The organism is Bifidobacterium sp. ESL1118, from assembly GCF_058505595.1.
On record NZ_CP196371.1, the window covers coordinates 1,159,120 to 1,178,489 of the forward strand.

Sequence of the window (19,370 nt, forward strand, 5' to 3'; positions counted from 1 at the left end):
ATGTCTGACAACACTATTGCAATTTCCTTTCATGACGCAAGCGTGAAAAGAAGCGGGCGAACCATCTGGAGCCAAGGGAACTTCGCAATTCCTATGGGTTCGGTCAGCGCCATAGTCGGCACCAATGGCGCGGGGAAAACCACCATGATGAAGGTTGAGCTGGGCCTCATCCCCTTGGAGAGCGGGTCCGTTCAGGTGCTTGGGGGCAAAGCCGGTTCCCACAATGATCGCATCGGCTACGTTCCCCAGAACTATGCTGGGGACATCGACTCCAACCTCACTGCAGGACAGTCGGTGCTGCTTGGACTCAACGGCACGAAATTCGGCATCCACCCAGTCACGGCAAAGCAACGCCAGCAGGCTCTTGAGGCTATGGAATTCACAGGGATGGCGGACAAGGCAAATTACCCGTTGTCCGAACTTTCAGGTGGCATGCGTCAGCGTGTAGCCATAGCACAGGCGTTGGTGAGCAAACCTGATCTGCTCATGCTTGACGAACCCTTGGCCAATCTCGACCTCGCATCCCAAAGGGAAACCGTCCACGTATTGGCCAGACTCAACCACGAATTCGGCACAACCATCCAAGTGGTGGCGCATGATCTGAACATGTTGTTGCCGATTCTCTCCGGCGCGGTCTATCTTCTCGACGGCCATCCGCATTACGCACGAATGAATGAGGTGCTGGACTCCAACCTACTGACACATCTGTATGGCACGACAGTGCAAGTCGTCACCACACCCCAAGGAGACATGTTCGTGACCCCCACGGCGGACGAACCTGAAAGCATGACACCAGATACCCACTCCCCACTGGAGGCGGCGCACTTCCACGCCCACGGGCACGCAGGCCAGGCCGGAAGCGAACATCGCAACACGAACAACACCACAGACTCGAATGCAAAGGAAGGGGACGTTCAATGAGCTCCATAGGTTCCACCATCCAAGGCAATTGGTTCGATATCCTTTCGGCGCCATTCATGCGCAACGCCTTCGCAGCAGGTCTATGCATCGCTCTGGCGGCAGGGGTGATGGGCTACTTCACCATAGCGCGAAACTCCACCTTCGCCGCGCACGCCCTGGCCCACATCGGCCTGCCCGGCGCCACTGGAGCGGTGCTGCTCGGACTTCCCGTCCCCCTCGGCCTTGGGGTGTTTGCCTTGGGAGGCGCCTTGGTCATCGGCGCACTAGGCAAAAGAGCCTCGCAGCGCGAGATAGCCACAGGCACCGTATTGGCCTTCGCCACAGGCCTTGGCCTCTTCTTCGCTCGTCTTTCAAGCTCCGCTTCCCAACAGATGCAATCCATCTTGTTTGGCTCGATCCTCACCGTCACACAGGACCAGATCATCGGTTTTGCCGTTTTCGACGTGGTTCTGCTGGCGCTTTTGGCCATCATCTACCGTCCGCTGTTGTTCAGTTCCTTGGATGAGCAAGTGGCCCAGGCCAAGGGTGTGCCGGTCGGCCTCATGAATGTGCTGTTCATGGCCATCATGGCCGGAGTCATAACAGTGGCGGTTCCCGCCGTTGGAACCTTGCTGATTTTCGCACTTGTCGTGACCCCCTCAGCTACCGCAAACATCCTGACCCACTCCCCAATGACTTCGATGGTCTGCGCCACTGTGCTGTGCCTCGTATCGATCTGGGGCGGATTGCTTATTTCAGCGCTGTTCCCCGCCCCACCAAGCTTCATCATTGTGACGATCTCCACAGCGTTGTGGCTCGCAGCGAAAGGCTGGCACAAACTTCGCCAGCGTCGTTAGACGACAATCAGTCGGCTTTGGTGATACGCCGCAGCCGCTCGTGCATGAACACCATGACCACGAGGAAGACCGCAAGATACACCGGATACCAAGCAATGGAGATGTGGTCGGCAATGAGGCCAAACACTGGAGGCATCAGCATCGAGCCTGTGTATGCGCATGCCATCTGCACACCCACAATGGCCTGTGATTTATCAGCACCGAAATAAGCCGGTGTGGAGTGAATCACGCAAGGGTATATCGGAGCACACCCCAACCCGACGAGCAGCAGACCAATGACCACCGTTACCTTTCCTGGTATCGGAAGCAGCAAGGTCAGCACTCCCATAGCCACCAACACCTGACCAATCCGTATCATAGCAGGATCGTCAAAATGGATGGTCATGAAACCACTGAGTGCACGGCCAGCAGTGATGCCTAGGTAAAACAGGCTTGCGAATGTGGCTGCAGTCGTCTTGTCGATGTGGGTGTGGAGCACCATGTAACTGCTTGCCCACAGACCTGCTGTAGATTCCATGGCACAATAGCAGAAGAACATCACCATGATTTCAGGGGCTCCACGCAATGCAAACACCTGACGCAGGCTCATGGGCTTGGGCTTGGCGGCAGAAGCGGCTTCGGTGTTCGTTTGATCAGGATTCGTGCTGTCGGAAGGCCCATTGCCGTTGGCGACATCCTCTCCTCGATTTTTCCACAACGGCAAAGAGAAGACCAGAATCACTGTCAGCACTATCTGTATGACGGCGATGATGCGGTAGCCAAGCTCCCAGCTGTGGTGCTGGGAGAGAGCGTAACCCATGATGTAGGGGCCAAGGGATGCGCCAATGCCCCACATGCAATGCAGCCAACTCATATGTCTGCTGGCATAGTGAAGGGCTACGTAGTTGTTGAGAGCGGCATCCACGCCACCGGCCCCAAGGCCATACGGAATCGCGATGAGGATAAGCACCCAATAGTTGGGAGCCACCGAGAAACCAAAAAGACCCAGCGCGGTCATGCCCACGGAAATGGCGGTGAGCTTTCCGGTCCCCATACGTAACGTAAGACGATCGGAAAGCAACGAGGAGACGATGGTGCCCGCGGAGATGGTCATGGAGACGCCGCCCGCCCAAGATAGCGGCACATTCAACTGCGGGCTCATCGACGGCCACGCGGCACCGAGCAATGAATCAGGAAGTCCAAGTGAAATAAACGCCAGATAGATAGCGGCCAGCAACAGATTTACCACAGTGCAACCCTCCGATTCAAGCCCTATGCTGCTTTGCGAACGACAACATGATATCAATGCAAACACATATAAACGCTTACGCATATTACACTGCCGATGTAAACCAAGCACATGAGCTCGTCAGAGAGCCCATTCCTGCAGGTCACGCTTCCATTAATGAGGCCCGAACCCATCGGGTGGGCGTGTGCGCCACAGAACCATCATTGGGTTTGGGCCTAGTTGATGGAAGCGTGGCGTACAGATCGGATTGCGCCGCAAAACCATCGATATTCCACCGCCAGACGATGGTTCTGCGGCGCACTCCTATCCAAGACCCGGCCATTGCGCTCAAAAAAGGCACCTTCCGTGCAGAAAGCGGTTATCCACATGTAGATGTTGCACTGGCGTAAGCTTGGCCGAGCGGCCTTGAGCGTCCAACGCAACATCTACATGTGGATAACCGCAGCAGTGCCTTGAAAGGAAATCTCTTTCTCAGGTGTCGATTTTCGTCCTATCGAAGTCATCCGCATTCTCCACAATGAATTGTTTGCGCGGCGGCACATCATCACCCATGAGCAAAGTGAAAATGTCGCTGGCATCTTCGGCCTCCTTCATGGTGATGCGTCGCAACATACGGCTTCGAGGGTCCATGGTGGTGTCGGCCAACTGATCGGCATCCATCTCGCCCAACCCCTTATACCGCTGAACCTCGGGATTGTAGGCGACGCCCCTGGCATCCAGGTCCTTCAGCTTGCCTTCCAACTCATCATCGGAATAGGTATAGATGAATTCACCCTTGCGTTTGCCTGCCAACGCAATGCGGTGCAGCGGCGGCACGGCCGCATAGATATGGCCAAACTCGATCATGGGTCGCAGGAACCTATAGAAGAGCGTCAGCAACAGAATGCGTATATGCGCACCGTCAACATCGGCATCGGTCATCATGATGACCTTGTCATAGCGGATTTGGCTGAGATCGAAGCTGGACCCACTACCAGCCCCTATGACTTGGATGATGGCGGAACACTCCTTGTTGGCCAGAATCTGGTTCATACTGGCCTTTTGCACGTTGAGAATCTTACCGCGAATAGGCAGCAATGCCTGGAAACCTGAATTGCGGGCAGCCTTGGCCGTGCCAAGAGCAGAATCGCCCTCTACGATAAACAACTCGGCTATATCGTCGTTACCAGGCTGGCAATCGGAAAGTTTAGCAGGCATGGATGCTGATTCAAGCGCGTTCTTGCGGCGAGTGACCTCCTTGGTCTTGCGAGCCTGCACGCGTGCGTGCATCTCCCCCACGATCTTCTCGAGTACACGGCTCGACTGTTCTTTGAAGCCACGCCGCGAACCTGAAATCATTTCACCGAATTGCTTATCCGTCATACGAGAGACGATGGAGCGTACTGGAGCAGTGCCAAGCACATCCTTGGTCTGACCTTGGAACTGAGGCTCGGCAATACGGACCGTGACCACCGCCACCATACCGGTCAGAATATCTTCACGCTCCACCTTCGTCTTGGAATCCTTGAGGTTCACCTTGAGCTTGCGAGCATTGTCTTCTACGGCCTTGCGCACCTGTTTAGTGACACCTTGCAGGAAACCGTCCACATGCATGCCCCCGCCCGGCGTCTCCACCACGTTGACGAAGCTACGAATGGTGGTGGTGTAGTCGTTCACCCAACGCATCGCAATATTGACACCGCAATCACGACTCACCTTGGTGGCGTGCAGATCACCGTTTTCATCGACCTGCTGAGTTTCCTCAGTGTATTTCTCATTCCCGCTGATACACCAGATATCACTGACAGGCTCTCCGGAAGAGAGGAAGTCGACAAAGTCCTTCACGCCTCCGGTATGCAAGAACTCCTCCACGCGACGATGCGGCCTCTCCGTCTGTTGAAGTTCGATGTCGGTCTTGCTGACCTTCTGATTTTCAACATCGGTGTCTTCGCCCTCAATATCAGAATCAGTGTCTGAGCCACCAACATCCGCGATATTGCCGAAAAGGTCATCTGACACTGCTCCCCGGGTTTGAGACGGAGCAACATCGCTTTCCACAAGATCATCGACGCTGGCATCACCCGTGCGAGCGATGCTCTCATCGATGACGACAATTTTCAGGCCTGGCACCAAAAAGCTCGTCTGCCGCACTCTATCGATAAGCTGTTCGTAACTGAACTTAGCAGTGTCATTGAAAATCTCAGGATCAGCCCAGTATCGCACTCTTGTGCCAGTGGTCTTTGGCGACACGGTACCAATGACTTCCAATTCAGTCGGCTTACCCTTACGTGTTTTCTTGAACGGGTTGTCCGGCGATCTATGCTTCGCATCCTGATCCTCATAGACCCCTGGATGCCCCTGACGAAAAGCCATGTGATAGGTTTTGCCGTTACGGTCAACCTCCACGTCAAGTCTGGAACTCAGCGCATTGACCACTGAGGAGCCCACACCATGCAGGCCGCCGGCAGCGGTATAGGATGAATTCCCGAATTTCGCTCCTGCGTGGAGCTTGGTCAGCACCACTTCGACACCGGTGAGCTTGGTCTTCCGCTCCACATCAACGGGAATGCCGCGACCATTGTCGGCCACTTCAACTGAGCCATCGGCATGCAACGTGACCACAATCCTGGTGCAGGCGCCAGCCAGCGCCTCATCCACCGCATTGTCGATGATCTCCCATAGGCAATGCATCAGCCCTTGGCTATCGGTGGTTCCGATATACATGCCAGGCCGTTTTCGGACAGCGTCCAGCCCTTCCAGCACAGATAAATCACTGGCGTTGTATTCCTCAGTCATAATCTTCTACCCTACATCTCGAATTACTGTTGGCCATTGCAAGAGACACTGAACTCCCTCGCGCGTCGCCGGCATTATCTGATCTGGGCACCGAGCGCCTGTGCAGACTCAGAAGAAAATCTTCGAAGCACCGCTGACGGCAAAACGACCACGCCAGACTTCCAGCGCCAAAACAACAGTATCCATACAGGCAGGACACCGAAACTCACTGATCGAGGAAATCCCGTAATGTTTGGGACCGCGAAGGATGGCGCAACTTTGACATGGTCTTGGACTCGATCTGACGGATACGTTCACGGGTCACACCGTATACGCGGCCGATATCATCCAAGGTTTTCGGTTGTCCATCTTCCAATCCATAGCGCATCTTTATGACTCCGGCCTCACGTGGCGAAAGCGTCTCAAGCACCTGTTTAAACTGCTCCTGCAACAGTGAGAAGGCCACGGCATCGGACGGCGCAATGGCATCCGTATCCTCAATGAGGTCACCGAACTCGGAATCCCCGTCTTCACCGAGTGGAGTATGCAACGAAATCGGCTCGCGTCCGTATTTCTGCACTTCCTGCACTTTCTCAACTGGCATATCAAGTTCGCGGGCAAGCTCGTCAGGAGTGGGCTCACGCCCCAAATCCTGAAGCATCTGGCGCTGGACGCGCGAAAGTTTGTTGATGACCTCAACCATATGGACCGGTACACGAATGGTGCGAGCCTGATCCGCCATCGCCCGTGTGATAGCCTGACGTATCCACCATGTAGCATACGTGGAGAATTTGAAGCCTTTCTTCCAGTCAAATTTCTCAACCGCACGAATAAGACCCAGATTGCCTTCCTGAATAAGATCCAAAAACAGCATGCCGCGGCCAGTGTATCGTTTTGCCAGTGAGACGACGAGCCTCAAGTTGGCCTCGAGCAAATGATCTTTCGCCTTCTTACCGTCGTTTGCCGCCCACTTGAGCTCTCGCCTGCGTTTGAAGTCCATGCCTTCGGATTCCGTATCAAGCAAATGCTGCGCATACAACCCTGCCTCTATACGCTCGGAAAGGTCGACTTCCTGCTCGGCGTTCAGCAGACTAACCCTGCCAATCTGCTTCAGATAGTCCTTCACCGGGTCTGCTGTGGCGCCTGCCGCCACCACACGACGTTTGGGGTTCCCCGATGGTGTCAGATTGTCGTCATCGTCCTTATCGCTAACAACGAAGGCACCTTTGGCTTTGAGAAGCGGTGAATCGTCAGGCTCGCTCTCTGACTCGCCATCGTCTTCGTCTTCATCGGTGTCATCCTCATGATCGTCATCGGTGTCATCGGTGTCATCCACATCCAAATCGTCATCGTCTTCATCGGTGTCATCCACATCCAAATCGACATCATCATCACTCATATCATCCAAATCTGGGGTTTCATCCTTGTCCTGATCTTCAAAATCATTGTCTACTGAATCCTCAGTGTGCAGGTTCTTCTTGGCGGATGCCTTACTCACAGAGGAGTCGGTCTTTCGCGATTTTCTGCGACGAGCTGACACCTTCTTGGAACCGCTCTCACGCGAAGCCGAGGTCGAGGAATCATTTCGCTTTGATGTAGACTTAGTCTTGGATTTGGTACGATTCGCCTTTACAGCAGACTCCACACCAACAGTTTCAGCACCTTTTACATCTTTGCCCGCGCCTTTTGTTTTTCCAGACATCCTTGAGGCATATTGTTTTGCTGATTTTACTTCGGTTTCTTCTTGATCGCTCTTTACGGATGCAGCCACCACGGTCTCTTTCTTCTTAGCCAAGCTTCTCTCCCTGAACGAAATGATCATACTCTTACCAGGCATCAACACGGACGTTCACATGATACAGAACCTACATTAACGTATTGCCTTAGAGTATAACAACGATGATGTAGACATTATTCCAGCAATCATGCAAAATGCAGAACAATCTTGACTTTACATTACTGACAAACACCATAACCTTATACAAAAACGACATCTATAAACGCCGGAAATCAGGTACACCAAGCCGGATGAAGCTCCTTATCGATTGCAATCACGACTATTCGTGCAAGTGTACAATCATTGTCTATGGCAAGAGCGCAATTCGCATATGGTTTCGACTCGGTGTCGTTCATCCACCACAATACGTATGAAAGCACAGCCAACGGCTGAACAGCGTAATCCGGTGTGAGCATCGGCAGCATGGCCTTGATCATCTTCACTCCGGCGGAGCACAACGACACCCGCGGAGAAACCTGAGGGTCATTGAACGCATCGTTCAGCAAACGGTACAGGTACCTCACATTTTCGGGGTCATGAGGATGCAGCGTGTATTCCAACATGGATGCGCCGGCCACAACGTTCCTACAATCAAGCAATGAAAGAATAAGCGCGTCACGCGCGGAAAGCGTCTTGACCATGCCCACGCCTAACGCGCAGACGGCATCAGCGTCAAGCCCGTCACCATGCATTTCCAAACTATCATGCCATCGGTTGAATGGCTGTCTGAGCAATGTAGTGCGGGCCTCAATCACACCCTTTAACCTTGCACAATCATTGTACGAGCGCGAAAGCGCCTCGAGTTTGTCCGATAGAGGTTTGATTCCTCCATTCATGGATCGAACGAGTGAATGTATTCCCGTATTCGCTTTGGTCTGATCAATTCCGCCCATGGTCATTGCTCCTTACATCCTCATTGCACAACGTCGCACAAATCGAATAGCTATTGTTCCTTACCTCGATATCGGTGAATTCCATCATGACAAATATTCGAACAGAAATGAAACTCGATAGCATAATGTGCATAACCGCTCTGCGAACAAGAAACAATTAGCCCAATGCAAGGCTCCACTTCGTGCTTTCGCCCTCATACCATGTAGGGGATAATCTTGGGCATATGGAAACAGTTCAATCGGTTATGCAGATAGAGGCCCGTCTGGCACAACTGCTTTCAAATTTCATGGATTTCGGCTCAGGGAATATTGCGTACAAGCTCAAGACAACCATGACCGCACTGGGCGATCAAGCCAAAGCCTCTGATAGCGGTGGCAAAAGACTGAGGGCACGGTTGCTCATGGATACGTATCGTGCCGGGTTACAGGAGGATTCTCACACAAACGAAAAAACCGCGCTTGATCTGGCGTGTGCGATCGAGATGTACCAGACCAGTGCACTGATCCACGACGACATCATGGACGAATCCCCATTGCGCAGGGGTGTTCCGAGCGCCCACGCCGCCCTCAGCCAATCTACCGGAAATCAGACCCGTGGCAACAACCTGGCGCTGATGCTTGGCGACATGTTCGCCACGGCCAGTGTCGAAACTGCCGCCTCGGCGCTCCAACTCGCTGGGCTTGACGATGACCTCCAGGTCTTCATCGACATGCAACACGCCGTGCAAATCGGCCAGTGCCTCGATCAGGCGGCGGAGACCCTTAGTTTGGAACAACCCGAACAGCTCGCCGAAGCGTCCCTCAACGTCTACGCGTGGAAAACGGCGAGCTACACCACCATTGCACCCTTGGAGCTGGGAATGCTATGCGCGGGGATATCAAACGATGTCGCGCACAGGGCCGCCCGAGCAATCGGCCTGCCGCTAGGCATCGCCTTCCAGCTGTATGATGACCTTCTCGATCTGATCGGCGACTCCAACAAGACAGGCAAACCGGTAGGCGGCGACATCGTTGAGGGCAAACGTACCGTAATCCTAGCGGACACACTGCAACTATCCGATGCCGGACAAGGCCAGGAAATCATATCGCTCTATCAATCCTCTCATCGAGACCCGCTCAACGTATCGCAGGTGCTTTCGATCATGAACGAGACAGGAGCCCTTGCTCAGAGCAGACGACGCATCGATGAGTTGATGGGAAAAAGCGAAGAAGCCATAGACGCCAGCAGGTTGCCTACGCACCTTACGGAGAGGCTAAATGCCATCTGCAGGACATTGATCCCAAACTGCTGATTGTACGATTGAGCAGTGCCACCAGCCATCCGAGGCAATAAGCCGACATTGTTCGTGCATTGACATGGGTTGAAACGCTAAATACCAACTCGCATGTAAACTATTGTATGCACACGAACCAAGGACCACACTGCTCATATGACCGAAACAACCATCGTACCAGGCCAGTTGATAGACGGCCGATACCGCATATCTAAACGTCTTGCCGATGGTGGCATGGCAACGGTCTACAAGGCCATGGACGAACGTCTGGAACGCGTTGTGGCAGTAAAGGTGATGCATACACAACTGGCGCTTGGTCCGCAACGCGATCAATTCATTGAACGCTTCCACCGTGAGGCCCGTTCGGCCGCTGCGATAGCGAACCCGCATATCGTCCAGGTCTACGACACTGGCATCTGGCAGGGGCTGAGCTTCCTGGTGATGGAGTATGTCCACGGCGTGAATCTACGCCAAGAGATGAATGCCCAGGGAACCTTTGATATGCGCGAAGGCCTACGCATCATTTCACAGATTCTGAACGGGCTCGCCTCAGCCCATGGAGCAGGGGTCATACACCGCGACATCAAGCCCGAGAACATCCTGCTTGACGACCGAGGGCATGTGAAGATCACAGATTTCGGTTTGGCTCGTGCAATTTCGCAGGCCACCGTCTCCACCACCGGCATGTTGCTCGGAACCGCTGCATACCTGCCTCCGGAAACCATAGAAAACAATGAGGCCACACCGCAGGGAGACCTTTATGCCGTGGGCATCATGGCATGGGAGATGTTTTCAGGGAAACCACCTTTTCTTTCGGACAACCCTGTGACCATGATCTTCAAGCACGTCCATGACGACGTACCCCCTCTCACAAGCGTCTGCCCCGGTATCAACCCGAGTGTTTCCTCGTTTGTGACGCATTTGACGATGCGAGACCTCAATGCGAGGCCGACTGACGCATCCAAGGCACTTAATGAACTTCAGTCACTTGAGTCCGAGCTTCCTCAAGCTGATTGGAACTATATCAAGCCACCGGCGCAAGCAGAGACATCAGTCCTCAAGGATGTGACATCCCAATCACACACGGCTCCCCCTTCACCTCCGAAGGCACAGGAGCCTGCCACTGACATCCCACTAGCCATTTACTCTTCTGGCATTGCACAACCGAACGGGCAGTTGCCAGAACTTCCATTTGATAACAACCTGTATACATCAGACGGCACCATGCGCAAACCACGCACTGCGAAAGCAGACGAAGCCCCACAACGACAACGCCCGACCGAGATCATGGACGATCAGAACGAAAATTCCGATCCCACGACGACGCTACCAAGGCAGCAAAGCAGAGCGACGCGACCTGTGGGCTCAACTGAAAACGTCCATACCCTCCAACGACATAAACGGCTGTATTCGGTCATAGTTGCAATACTTGTTGCGGCACTGGCCGCAGGAGGGGTCGCGTGGTGGTATTTCCTCGGACCAGGCAGTTATTGGTCCTTGCCCAAGCCCGGTAGTCTAGAATGTGTCGAGAAACAGCCTTGCACCATTACAGACATTGAATGGCGGTCTTACCGTCACACTCTCGAAACGGCAGGCATCCCCTATCACATGGTGAAGAAATACAGCGATACCGTCTCCAATGGGAAAATCATATCCACCAATCCGGATTCAGTCGGTGCAAAGTTGAGCAAGCGCAGCAATACGAAACTCGAAGTAACGGTTTCCAAAGGCGTTCGTCGGTCCACCATCCCCACTGACATCAATGATCCAGCCACTGAGCATGGCAGCAATCCTCTCAAAGCGCTCCGTCAGGCAGGATTCACCAATATTGTGCATGCCGAATCCAAAGACACCTATTCCGAGCATGTGCCCGAGGGCGCTCTGCAAAGCATAACCCCGAAGCCGGGTACAACGCTTAGGCACAGCGCGAAAGTGACTGTCACGCTTTCGAAAGGCCCTATGCCGGTGAGTATGCCGGACGTGGTTGGCAAACCAAAAGACGAAGCGGATTCCGCATTTTCCGATGCCAAGCTCAAAGCGAACTATACAGAGGAGTTCAGCGATTCAGTGCCCAGCGGCTCCATCATTTCCGCATCGAAAGGCAAGGGAGCCCAATTGCATTGGGGCGACTCCGTCGATATCGTCGTCTCGAAGGGACCTGAGACGGTAACCGTCCCTGATGTCCGTGGGAAGACGACCGATGCAGCCAAGAAGATATTGCAGGATCTTGGATTCGATGTCAAGGTGACGGCTCCACTGGGTGATCTAGCACACACTGTTCGTATTCAATCAATCGGAGCCGGACAACAGGTTTCAGTGCGAGACAAAAACGGAAACAAAACGGTTATCACATTGACGGTGATATGAAAACGGCATAAGTCTTGGTAGTGCCCCAAACTGGGGTTTTACTCGTCGTGCGCTGCGATTACTTGCTCAACTTGTTCGCATTCAGGCGAGCCTTGACGCTCTGCGCATATTCATCCACGTAATCCTGGCCACTTAATACCGCAATATGCTGAGAAATTTCCGCGGTAAGATCCCTCAATCGTTTATGAGTGATTTCTTGTTCATCGACCCGATCCACCACAATCGGCGTGCCATACCGCACAATGCTATGACCCTTGTTGGGGATGATCTTCCCGGCCGGCTGTATGGCACGACTACCTATGACAGCTGTTGGGATAATCGGGCAACCCGTCTCCAACGCAAGCCTGGCGGCCCCCACATGCCCACGGTAAAGACGTCCATCCGGGCTGCGGGTGCCCTCAATATGGATGCCGAACAAATGGCCCTGTTCGATAATGTTGCGTGCATGAATCAGAGCACCTTGTGCCTTTGCTCCACCACCTCTGTCCACAGGGAACACACCGACCGAAGTGAAAAACCACTTCTTGAATCTCCCCTTGATCCCCTTGCCGTCGAAATATTCAGCCTTGCCCATGAAGTGGACCATACGGGGACAGGTAAGGGGAATAAGCGCATCATCGATAACCGCCAAATGATTAGAAGCTATGATCGCACCGCCATGTTGAGGGATGTTCTGCATACCCTCGCCCTTGGGGTCCATGCGCCAACGAGCCAATGGACCGAGTCCCTTGACAAAAAACCAATACAACATGACGCCTCTCCTCAACCACAATTGACCGAACGATATATTACAGTGTTCGGTATGACAAGCCTTAAGGATACCAGTGACAGCGAAAATGAGAAACCGGTCAATGGCACGCACCAAGACCAAGCGCCATCTGCAGATGGCGTGAATGACAAGGAAAACGCCCACATGGATCCGGATGAGGCGTGGAAAGCATTCGAAAGCGAACATATCGAGGACCTTGACGAAATAAGCCGCTCTAAAAGCGCCAGACAATTCGAACGCCAGATCAAACGCAAGCACGCCAAACCGCTACTGTCAGTTGACGACCTTTCCAATGATTCCTTTGCGCAGGAGTCTTCGCGGCAGCGAGGACCCCGTGATTTTGAAGGTCGTAGCTGGCTTGACACCGATAACGTGATGGATTCCTACGATGTCTTCACTCCTCCGGACCCTCATATAGGACATGTACCGGCAGTCAAGATGGTGTTTTGGATTCTTCTCATACTCGGTGTGTTCGGACTCCTCCTTTCCGTGATGTTTCCCAAATACGTTGCCCCACTGGCTACAATATTCGGCATTTGTGCAGTTATTGGAGCAGTGGGTCTCTTCACGCAGCACAAGGGGTTCACACAGACCCGAGGAGACTATTTTGACGACGGGGCACGGGTGTGAGAATTCCCCTTCAAGTCACAGCCGTGGTTGTCCACATAGGGGTGTTGCGCTGGACGCTCAAGGCCGCTCGGCCAAGCCTACGCCAGCGCAACACCCCTATGTGGACAACCACTATGTGCAAGGAAGGTGCTCGGATCGAGCGAAATTACCGAATCCATTTTGGTTTCCACAAACCAAACACAAGTCATTCGTTGGCCATTGTCTGAGCAGTGCTGACCCAGCGGGTGAGCAAAGACTTGGCCTTGCCGCTGTCAACCGTTTCCCTGGCGATGGCATAGGCCTGGGAGAAACGTTCGGTCAACGAAGCCGAGTGATCGATCAGATGCCCATCTGCCACTATGGCAGAGGCGGCATTGAGCAACGCCGTCTGTCGTGGTGGAATGTCCTCACCATCCATGAACTCATGGAAAATCTCAGCGTTCTTTTGTGGCCTACCGCCACGCAAATCAGAAACGTCTATCTTCTTAAGACCAAGCTCCGTAACGGGATCGAACTCCACACACGCCACAGAACCATCGGCGATCTCCCATACCGAGACAGGGCCAGTGGGTGCCATCTCATCCAATCCTTCTGCTGAAGTGTACACCATTCCCGTCTGCCCACGGCCAGCATACACTGCAGCCATCAAAGGACTCAGCGTTCTATCGGCACAGCCAATGGCAACATGCTCAGGATGCGCAGGATTCGTCAGTGGCCCCAATACATTGAAGACGCAAGGAATGCCTAAAGCCGATCGTACAGGCCCTACAAATCGCATGGCTGGGTGAAATGTCTTGGCAAAAGCAAATGTGATACCTGCCTGTTCCCCAATTTCAGCCACCTGATCTGGTGCAAGGTCCAGCGGAATGCCCAATTGCTCAATGACATCTGCCGCACCACACTGTGAGGAAGCCGCTCGGTTGCCGTGCTTGACAATTTTCACTCCGGCAGCCGCTGCCACCACGGAACCCATGGTGGAAAGATTCACGGTAGCTGCACCGTCACCGCCTGTTCCGACTATATCGGTGGTATCCCCCGAAACATGTAATGGAACAGCATGCGAAACCATCGCATCGGCTGCACCTTCAATCTCCTCCTGTGTCAATCCCAACTGTTGCTGCATGGACAGCACAGCGCCAACGGCAGCTGGATTGGCATCACCATTCATAAGATCATCAACGTACCATCGTGATTCCTCTGCGTCCAGGTGGTCTCCTCCAACCAGCTTGGTGAGAATCGACTTCCATGTGATCTCTGCCATTTCGCCCTCCAGACGTACCCGACAGCACCATGCCAACTCGGGAATACGGGCACGACAATTCATCAATGCCTATATGTTGAGGCTATCTTAGCTCAGTCATGCCTAGCACCCGTCCATGATTCCAAATATTGGCGATACATCTCACAATGTGATACGTCTAAAAAAGGATGAGCTACGACCCACTTCCTACCGTGAGTCGCAGCCCATCCACCAACTGCAATTCCAGTTGACCGCTACTGTGACACCTTCTCATTCTGTCCGTGGCACATCTTGTACTTGCGCCCTGAACCACATGGGCACATCGCATTGCGAGGTGTACCAGGATATGTCTTGCCATCCGCCCAAGGCGTCTCGGCTTCTTCGGCCTTCGGCCTCTTATTACGGGCAACCTTGGCATCAGCATGGGTCAACGGCTCTGGACCAACGATGCCAGGTGTCTGGCCATCCGAATCCTTCTGGGAATTCGCGGCACCACTCTCCTCGTATGCCTCAACCTCATCTTCATCCTGTTCATCAGGATCTCCCGGAGCTGAGGTGACCTGACCATTAGAATCATCGTTACGATCTTCCTCGGACACACCTAGCCGATCCACTGTTTCGTCAACACTCGCATCTTCGGATTCACTTTGAGGTACCTTTTGAACATCAACATGGAAGAGAAGCTGCACACTCTCCTCCTTGATGGCTTCCATCATGGCATTGAACATCGTGAAGCCCTCTCGCTGATATTCCACCAGAGGGTCACGTTGACCCATACCTCGCAGCCCTATGCCATCCTTCAAGTAGTCCATTTCATAGAGATGTTCACGCCACTTCTTATCGAGCACCGCAAGCACCACACGACGTTCCAATTCCCGCAAAGCCTCATCGCCAAGGTGCTCCTCAAGCGTCTTGTAATGGTCTTTTGCATCCTTTACAAGAATGTCGGTGAGCGCGGAGATGGCTTTCTCGCCCTTTAGATCGGCAACCTTCTTTTCAATCACATCTCGGTCAAGATCATTCTTATACAGGGTTCCAAGCGCCTTGAACAAACCGTCCCAATCCCAATCTGCCGGCTTGTCGGAACCATTACGGGCACCAGTCACGTAGCTGGAGATTGTCTCTGAGATGAAGCGTTCGACATCCTCATGGATGTCCATGCCTTGCAACACCGACTGACGCTCAGCATAAACGACCTGACGCTGTTTGTTCATCACATCGTCATACTTCAGGACGTTCTTACGCATCTCATAGTTGCGTGATTCCACAGATTTCTGCGCATTGCGCACACCTTTGGAAACGCTCTTGGCCTGAATGGGCTCGCCCTCAGGGAAGCCTTTGGACATGACCCTTGCCACCAACTGCGTGTTGAACAGCCTCATGAGGTCATCCTCAAGACTCAGATAGAACCGGGACTCACCCGGATCCCCCTGACGACCGGAGCGGCCGCGCAACTGATTGTCGATACGCCGGGACTCATGCCGCTCCGTACCGAGCACATACAAGCCACCGAGCTCGACAACTTCCTCATGCTCGTCCTTGGCCTGTTCCTTCATTTCAGCAAGTGTTCCGGCCCAACGCTTCTCATATTCCTCCGGAGTGTCGTCAGGGGAATACCCCTCGCCCTTGAGCTTCTGGTCCGCCAAGAACTCGACGTTCCCGCCAAGCATGATATCGGTGCCACGGCCCGCCATATTCGTTGCCACCGTGATGGCACCCTTGCGACCTGCCACAGCCACGATGGCAGCCTCGGTCTCATGATGCTTCGCATTCAAAACCTGGTGCGGTATCTTGGCGACATCAAGCAGAGAGGAAACGACCTCGGACGACTCCACCGATGCCGTGCCAAGCAGTACCGGCTGGCCCTTCTTGTAGCGACGCGCCACATCCTTGACGATGGCGGTGAGCTTCTCCTTCTTCGTACGGTAGATAAGGTCGTCTTTGTCCTTGCGGATCATAGGCTTGTTCGTCGGTATGGGCAGCACACCGAGCTTATAGGTGTTCATGAACTCAGCTGCCTCGGTCTCGGCCGTACCCGTCATGCCGGCGAGCTTGTCATACATACGGAAATAGTTCTGCAGCGTAATCGTGGCGAAGGTCTGGTTTTCGGCCTTGACCTCCACATGTTCCTTGGCCTCGATGGCCTGGTGGAGGCCCTCGTTGTAACGACGTCCTGGCAAGACACGGCCCGTGTGCTCGTCGACGATGAGCACCTCGCCGTGGGTCACCACATAGTCCTTATCACGCAGGAATAGCTCCTTGGCCTTGATGGCGTTGTTGAGATAGCCGATCAAAGCGGTGTTGCTGGGCTCATACAGATTATCGATGCCCAGGAAGTCCTCCACCTTGGTGATGCCTGGGTCGAGAATGCCGACGACCTTCTTCTTCTCGTCGACATCATAGTCCTCGTCGCGAATGAGCTTAGTGGCGAGCTTGGCAAACTGGTTGTACCAACGGGTCACATCTCCCTCGGCTGGGCCGGAAATGATCAGAGGCGTACGAGCCTCATCGATAAGAATGGAGTCGACCTCATCGACAATGGCATAATGATGCCCGCGCTGCACCAGCTCGCTCTTTTCCCAAGCCATGTTGTCGCGCAGATAGTCGAAGCCGAACTCGTTGTTGGTGCCATACGTGATGTCGGCATTGTACTGTTTTCTGCGTTCCTCCGGCTTCTGGTCGGTGATGATGCAGCCAACATCCATCTTGAGGAAGCGGAAGATACGGCCCATCAGCTCACTTTGGTAGCTTGCCAAATAGTCATTGACGGTGACGATATGCACGCCTTTGCCCTCCAAGGCGTTAAGGTATGCAGGGAGGGTCGCCACCAAGGTCTTGCCCTCACCTGTCTTCATTTCGGCGATGTTGCCCCAATGCAACGCCGCTCCGCCCATGAGCTGCACATCAAAATGACGTTGACCCAACGTACGTTTGGAAACCTCCCTGACCGTGGCAAACGCCTCTGGCATCAGTTTGTCGAGACTCTCCCCGTTATCGAGCCGTTCCTTGAACTTGGCCGTCTGACCTGCCAATTCCTCATCACTCAACGAAGCCATGTCATCTTCGAGGGCATTCGTCGCCTTCGCCACGTTTTCGAGCTTCTTGATCTGACGACCTTCACCCATGCGAAGGACCTTATCGACGAGATCTACCACTTTCACTCCCTAGAGTCGTTTCCATCAATGGACAAACCCGGCACTGCTGGATTTGGCACAAACTAGCTTAATAGTACGCGACGGCGCAGATTTTCATGGACATCGACCTGAACATCTGTCAAATTGCTCACAACCGCTTTGAATCCCACCAAACGGAACGGGGGCCGCCTTTACGCAGCTCCCGTTCCGTTGCCTTAAACACGTGGCTATGCCCTCAGCGAGGCCAAAAGAGTTTCATTCACTTTCCGTTGGCCTTTTTCACATTCTCGGGGGTGTCGATTTCGAACACCCCATAGCTCCAACCATGACGACGATAAACAACCGACGGACGGTTTGTGGCCTTGTTGACGAAGAGGAAGAAGTCGTGACCAATCAGCTCCATCTCGTACAGGGCCTCGTCGATGCTCATCGGCTCCGCAATGTGCAGCTTGCGACGGATGACGATGGGCGTATCCCCAACCTGTACCTCAACGGACTCACCAGGTGCCAAATCCGAAGAGACTGCGGCTTCTGGACTGTCACTCTGATGGGCATTCTCCTCAAGCTTCTCGTCCATCGACTCCACCGGCTGGTCAAGCGGCACCACGCCCATATCCACAGGCTGCTTCGAATTGTACAGACGACGGCGGTGATCCTTACGCTTGTCGCGTGAACGACGCAGACGCAGCGTCAACTTGTCGAGCGCAATGTCGAGCGCACTGAACTCATCAGAGCTTGATGCCTCGGCACGAATGACAGTGCTGCCTGCATACACGGTAATCTCCACGCGTTTTGCGATGTCGGCCTGACGAGGATTGCCCTCCTTGGTCACCACAATCTGGACGCGCTGTGCATCCGGTGCGATGGCAGTCACACGATCCATCTTGCCGTCTACCACATCACGAAACCTCTGCATGACCTCCATATGACGCCCTGTAACAACAATGTCCATGATGACCTCCTTGCGAAGAGTCGACTCGCGCCGACACGGTGAGAACGGGTTTCCGTCCATGACCACAATTATAAGCTTCAACCTTAGGGAAAACTGGATAACAGCTTAATACGCCTCCCGCAAGGATGGCTGAATCGCACCAATCGCATGCTACACTGAGCGTCTGCATCATTCACCAACACTGCCACTCGAAGCTGTCCACACGGCTGGTAGAATGAACTGCTGAGACCTCTCGATGGCCGCGGCCGAACCCGTCATAGGGGACGGCTGAGGAACTTCCGGGCTCCGTAAAGCACAATGACGGATAACGTCCGCCCAGGGTGACCTGAGAGAAAGCGCCACAGAGAACAGACCGCCTGGCCTAGGCCAGGTAAGGGTGAAACGGCGGTGTAAGAGACCACCGGGTCGTTGGTAACAGCGATTGCATGGCAAGCCTCATTGGGAGCAAGGCCAAGCAGAAGGAATGCAGCATTTGCACTGGGCTGCTCGCCCAGTCCTTCGGGTAGGCTGCTTGAGCCCTACGGCAACGTAGGGTCGAGATGGATGGCCATCCGTGTGGCAACACACGACAAAACCCGGAGTATGAGAGGTCTCACCTCAACTTTTGGCATTTCGA

14 protein-coding genes and 1 other RNA gene are annotated in these 19,370 nt (G+C 53.9%); 6 read left to right on the plus strand and 9 right to left on the minus strand.

Annotated elements, in window-relative coordinates:
• Together ACSYSS_RS04585 and ACSYSS_RS04590 are read left to right on the plus strand one after the other, a co-directional pair.
• Positions 1-921 (plus strand): ABC transporter ATP-binding protein, encoded by a 921-nt coding sequence (locus ACSYSS_RS04585; protein WP_491702902.1) that lies wholly within the window; start codon positions 1-3, stop codon positions 919-921.
• Positions 918-1,757, plus strand: coding sequence for a metal ABC transporter permease (locus ACSYSS_RS04590; RefSeq protein WP_491702903.1), 840 nt, complete (start codon positions 918-920; stop codon positions 1,755-1,757). The genes ACSYSS_RS04585 and ACSYSS_RS04590 overlap by 4 nt, the downstream gene beginning before the upstream one ends.
• Before the next feature lie 7 nt (positions 1,758-1,764).
• On the opposite strand, the gene ACSYSS_RS04595 is transcribed toward ACSYSS_RS04590, so the two are convergent.
• The 5 genes from ACSYSS_RS04595 to ACSYSS_RS04615 form a co-directional block, all read right to left on the minus strand.
• Positions 1,765-2,985, minus strand: a complete 1,221-nt coding sequence (locus ACSYSS_RS04595) for an MFS transporter (protein ID WP_491702904.1) — start codon at positions 2,983-2,985, stop codon at positions 1,765-1,767.
• 142 nt (positions 2,986-3,127) lie between these two features.
• A complete protein-coding gene (locus tag ACSYSS_RS04600; RefSeq protein ID WP_491702905.1) occupies positions 3,128-3,316 on the minus strand; it encodes a hypothetical protein in 189 nt (62 codons plus the stop codon).
• Positions 3,317-3,456: 140 nt separating this feature from the next.
• Positions 3,457-5,760 (minus strand): DNA gyrase/topoisomerase IV subunit B, encoded by a 2,304-nt coding sequence (locus tag ACSYSS_RS04605; RefSeq protein WP_491702906.1) that lies wholly within the window; start codon positions 5,758-5,760, stop codon positions 3,457-3,459.
• A gap of 205 nt (positions 5,761-5,965) precedes the next feature.
• On the minus strand, positions 5,966-7,576 hold the full coding sequence (locus tag ACSYSS_RS04610; protein ID WP_491702907.1) for an RNA polymerase sigma factor: 1,611 nt from the start codon (positions 7,574-7,576) through the stop codon (positions 5,966-5,968).
• A 173-nt stretch (positions 7,577-7,749) separates the two neighbouring features.
• Positions 7,750-8,214, minus strand: a complete 465-nt coding sequence (locus ACSYSS_RS04615) for a hypothetical protein (protein WP_491702908.1) — start codon at positions 8,212-8,214, stop codon at positions 7,750-7,752.
• Between the two features lie 419 nt (positions 8,215-8,633).
• On the opposite strand from ACSYSS_RS04615, the gene ACSYSS_RS04620 reads away from it, so the two are divergent.
• Positions 8,634-9,701, plus strand: a complete 1,068-nt coding sequence (locus tag ACSYSS_RS04620; protein WP_491702909.1) for a polyprenyl synthetase family protein — start codon at positions 8,634-8,636, stop codon at positions 9,699-9,701.
• Positions 9,702-9,839: 138 nt separating this feature from the next.
• Positions 9,840-12,050 (plus strand): protein kinase domain-containing protein, encoded by a 2,211-nt coding sequence (locus ACSYSS_RS04625; protein WP_491702910.1) that lies wholly within the window; start codon positions 9,840-9,842, stop codon positions 12,048-12,050.
• A gap of 58 nt (positions 12,051-12,108) precedes the next feature.
• Here ACSYSS_RS04625 and ACSYSS_RS04630 read toward each other — a convergent pair whose 3' ends face one another.
• Positions 12,109-12,801, minus strand: a complete 693-nt coding sequence (locus ACSYSS_RS04630; RefSeq protein WP_491702911.1) for a lysophospholipid acyltransferase family protein — start codon at positions 12,799-12,801, stop codon at positions 12,109-12,111.
• 51 nt (positions 12,802-12,852) lie between these two features.
• Between ACSYSS_RS04630 and ACSYSS_RS04635 the strand changes: the two genes are divergently transcribed.
• A complete protein-coding gene (locus ACSYSS_RS04635) occupies positions 12,853-13,449 on the plus strand; it encodes a hypothetical protein (protein ID WP_491702912.1) in 597 nt (198 codons plus the stop codon).
• A gap of 184 nt (positions 13,450-13,633) precedes the next feature.
• On the opposite strand, the gene trpD is transcribed toward ACSYSS_RS04635, so the two are convergent.
• From trpD to hpf, 3 genes are all read right to left on the minus strand, one after another.
• The gene (gene trpD / locus ACSYSS_RS04640) at positions 13,634-14,689 is read right to left on the minus strand and encodes an anthranilate phosphoribosyltransferase (RefSeq protein WP_491702913.1); all 1,056 of its coding nucleotides are present in this window, start codon (positions 14,687-14,689) and stop codon (positions 13,634-13,636) included.
• A 233-nt stretch (positions 14,690-14,922) separates the two neighbouring features.
• A complete protein-coding gene (secA, locus tag ACSYSS_RS04645) occupies positions 14,923-17,823 on the minus strand; it encodes a preprotein translocase subunit SecA (protein ID WP_491704225.1) in 2,901 nt (966 codons plus the stop codon).
• Positions 17,824-18,061: 238 nt separating this feature from the next.
• Positions 18,062-18,754 carry a ribosome hibernation-promoting factor, HPF/YfiA family gene (gene hpf / locus ACSYSS_RS04650; protein ID WP_491702914.1) on the minus strand — a complete coding sequence of 231 codons (693 nt, stop codon included), beginning with the start codon at positions 18,752-18,754 and terminating at the stop codon, positions 18,062-18,064.
• Positions 18,755-18,977: 223 nt separating this feature from the next.
• Between hpf and rnpB the strand changes: the two genes are divergently transcribed.
• Positions 18,978-19,353: RNase P RNA component class A (gene rnpB / locus ACSYSS_RS04655), an RNA gene on the plus strand.
• Positions 19,354-19,370: the final 17 nt, after the last annotated feature.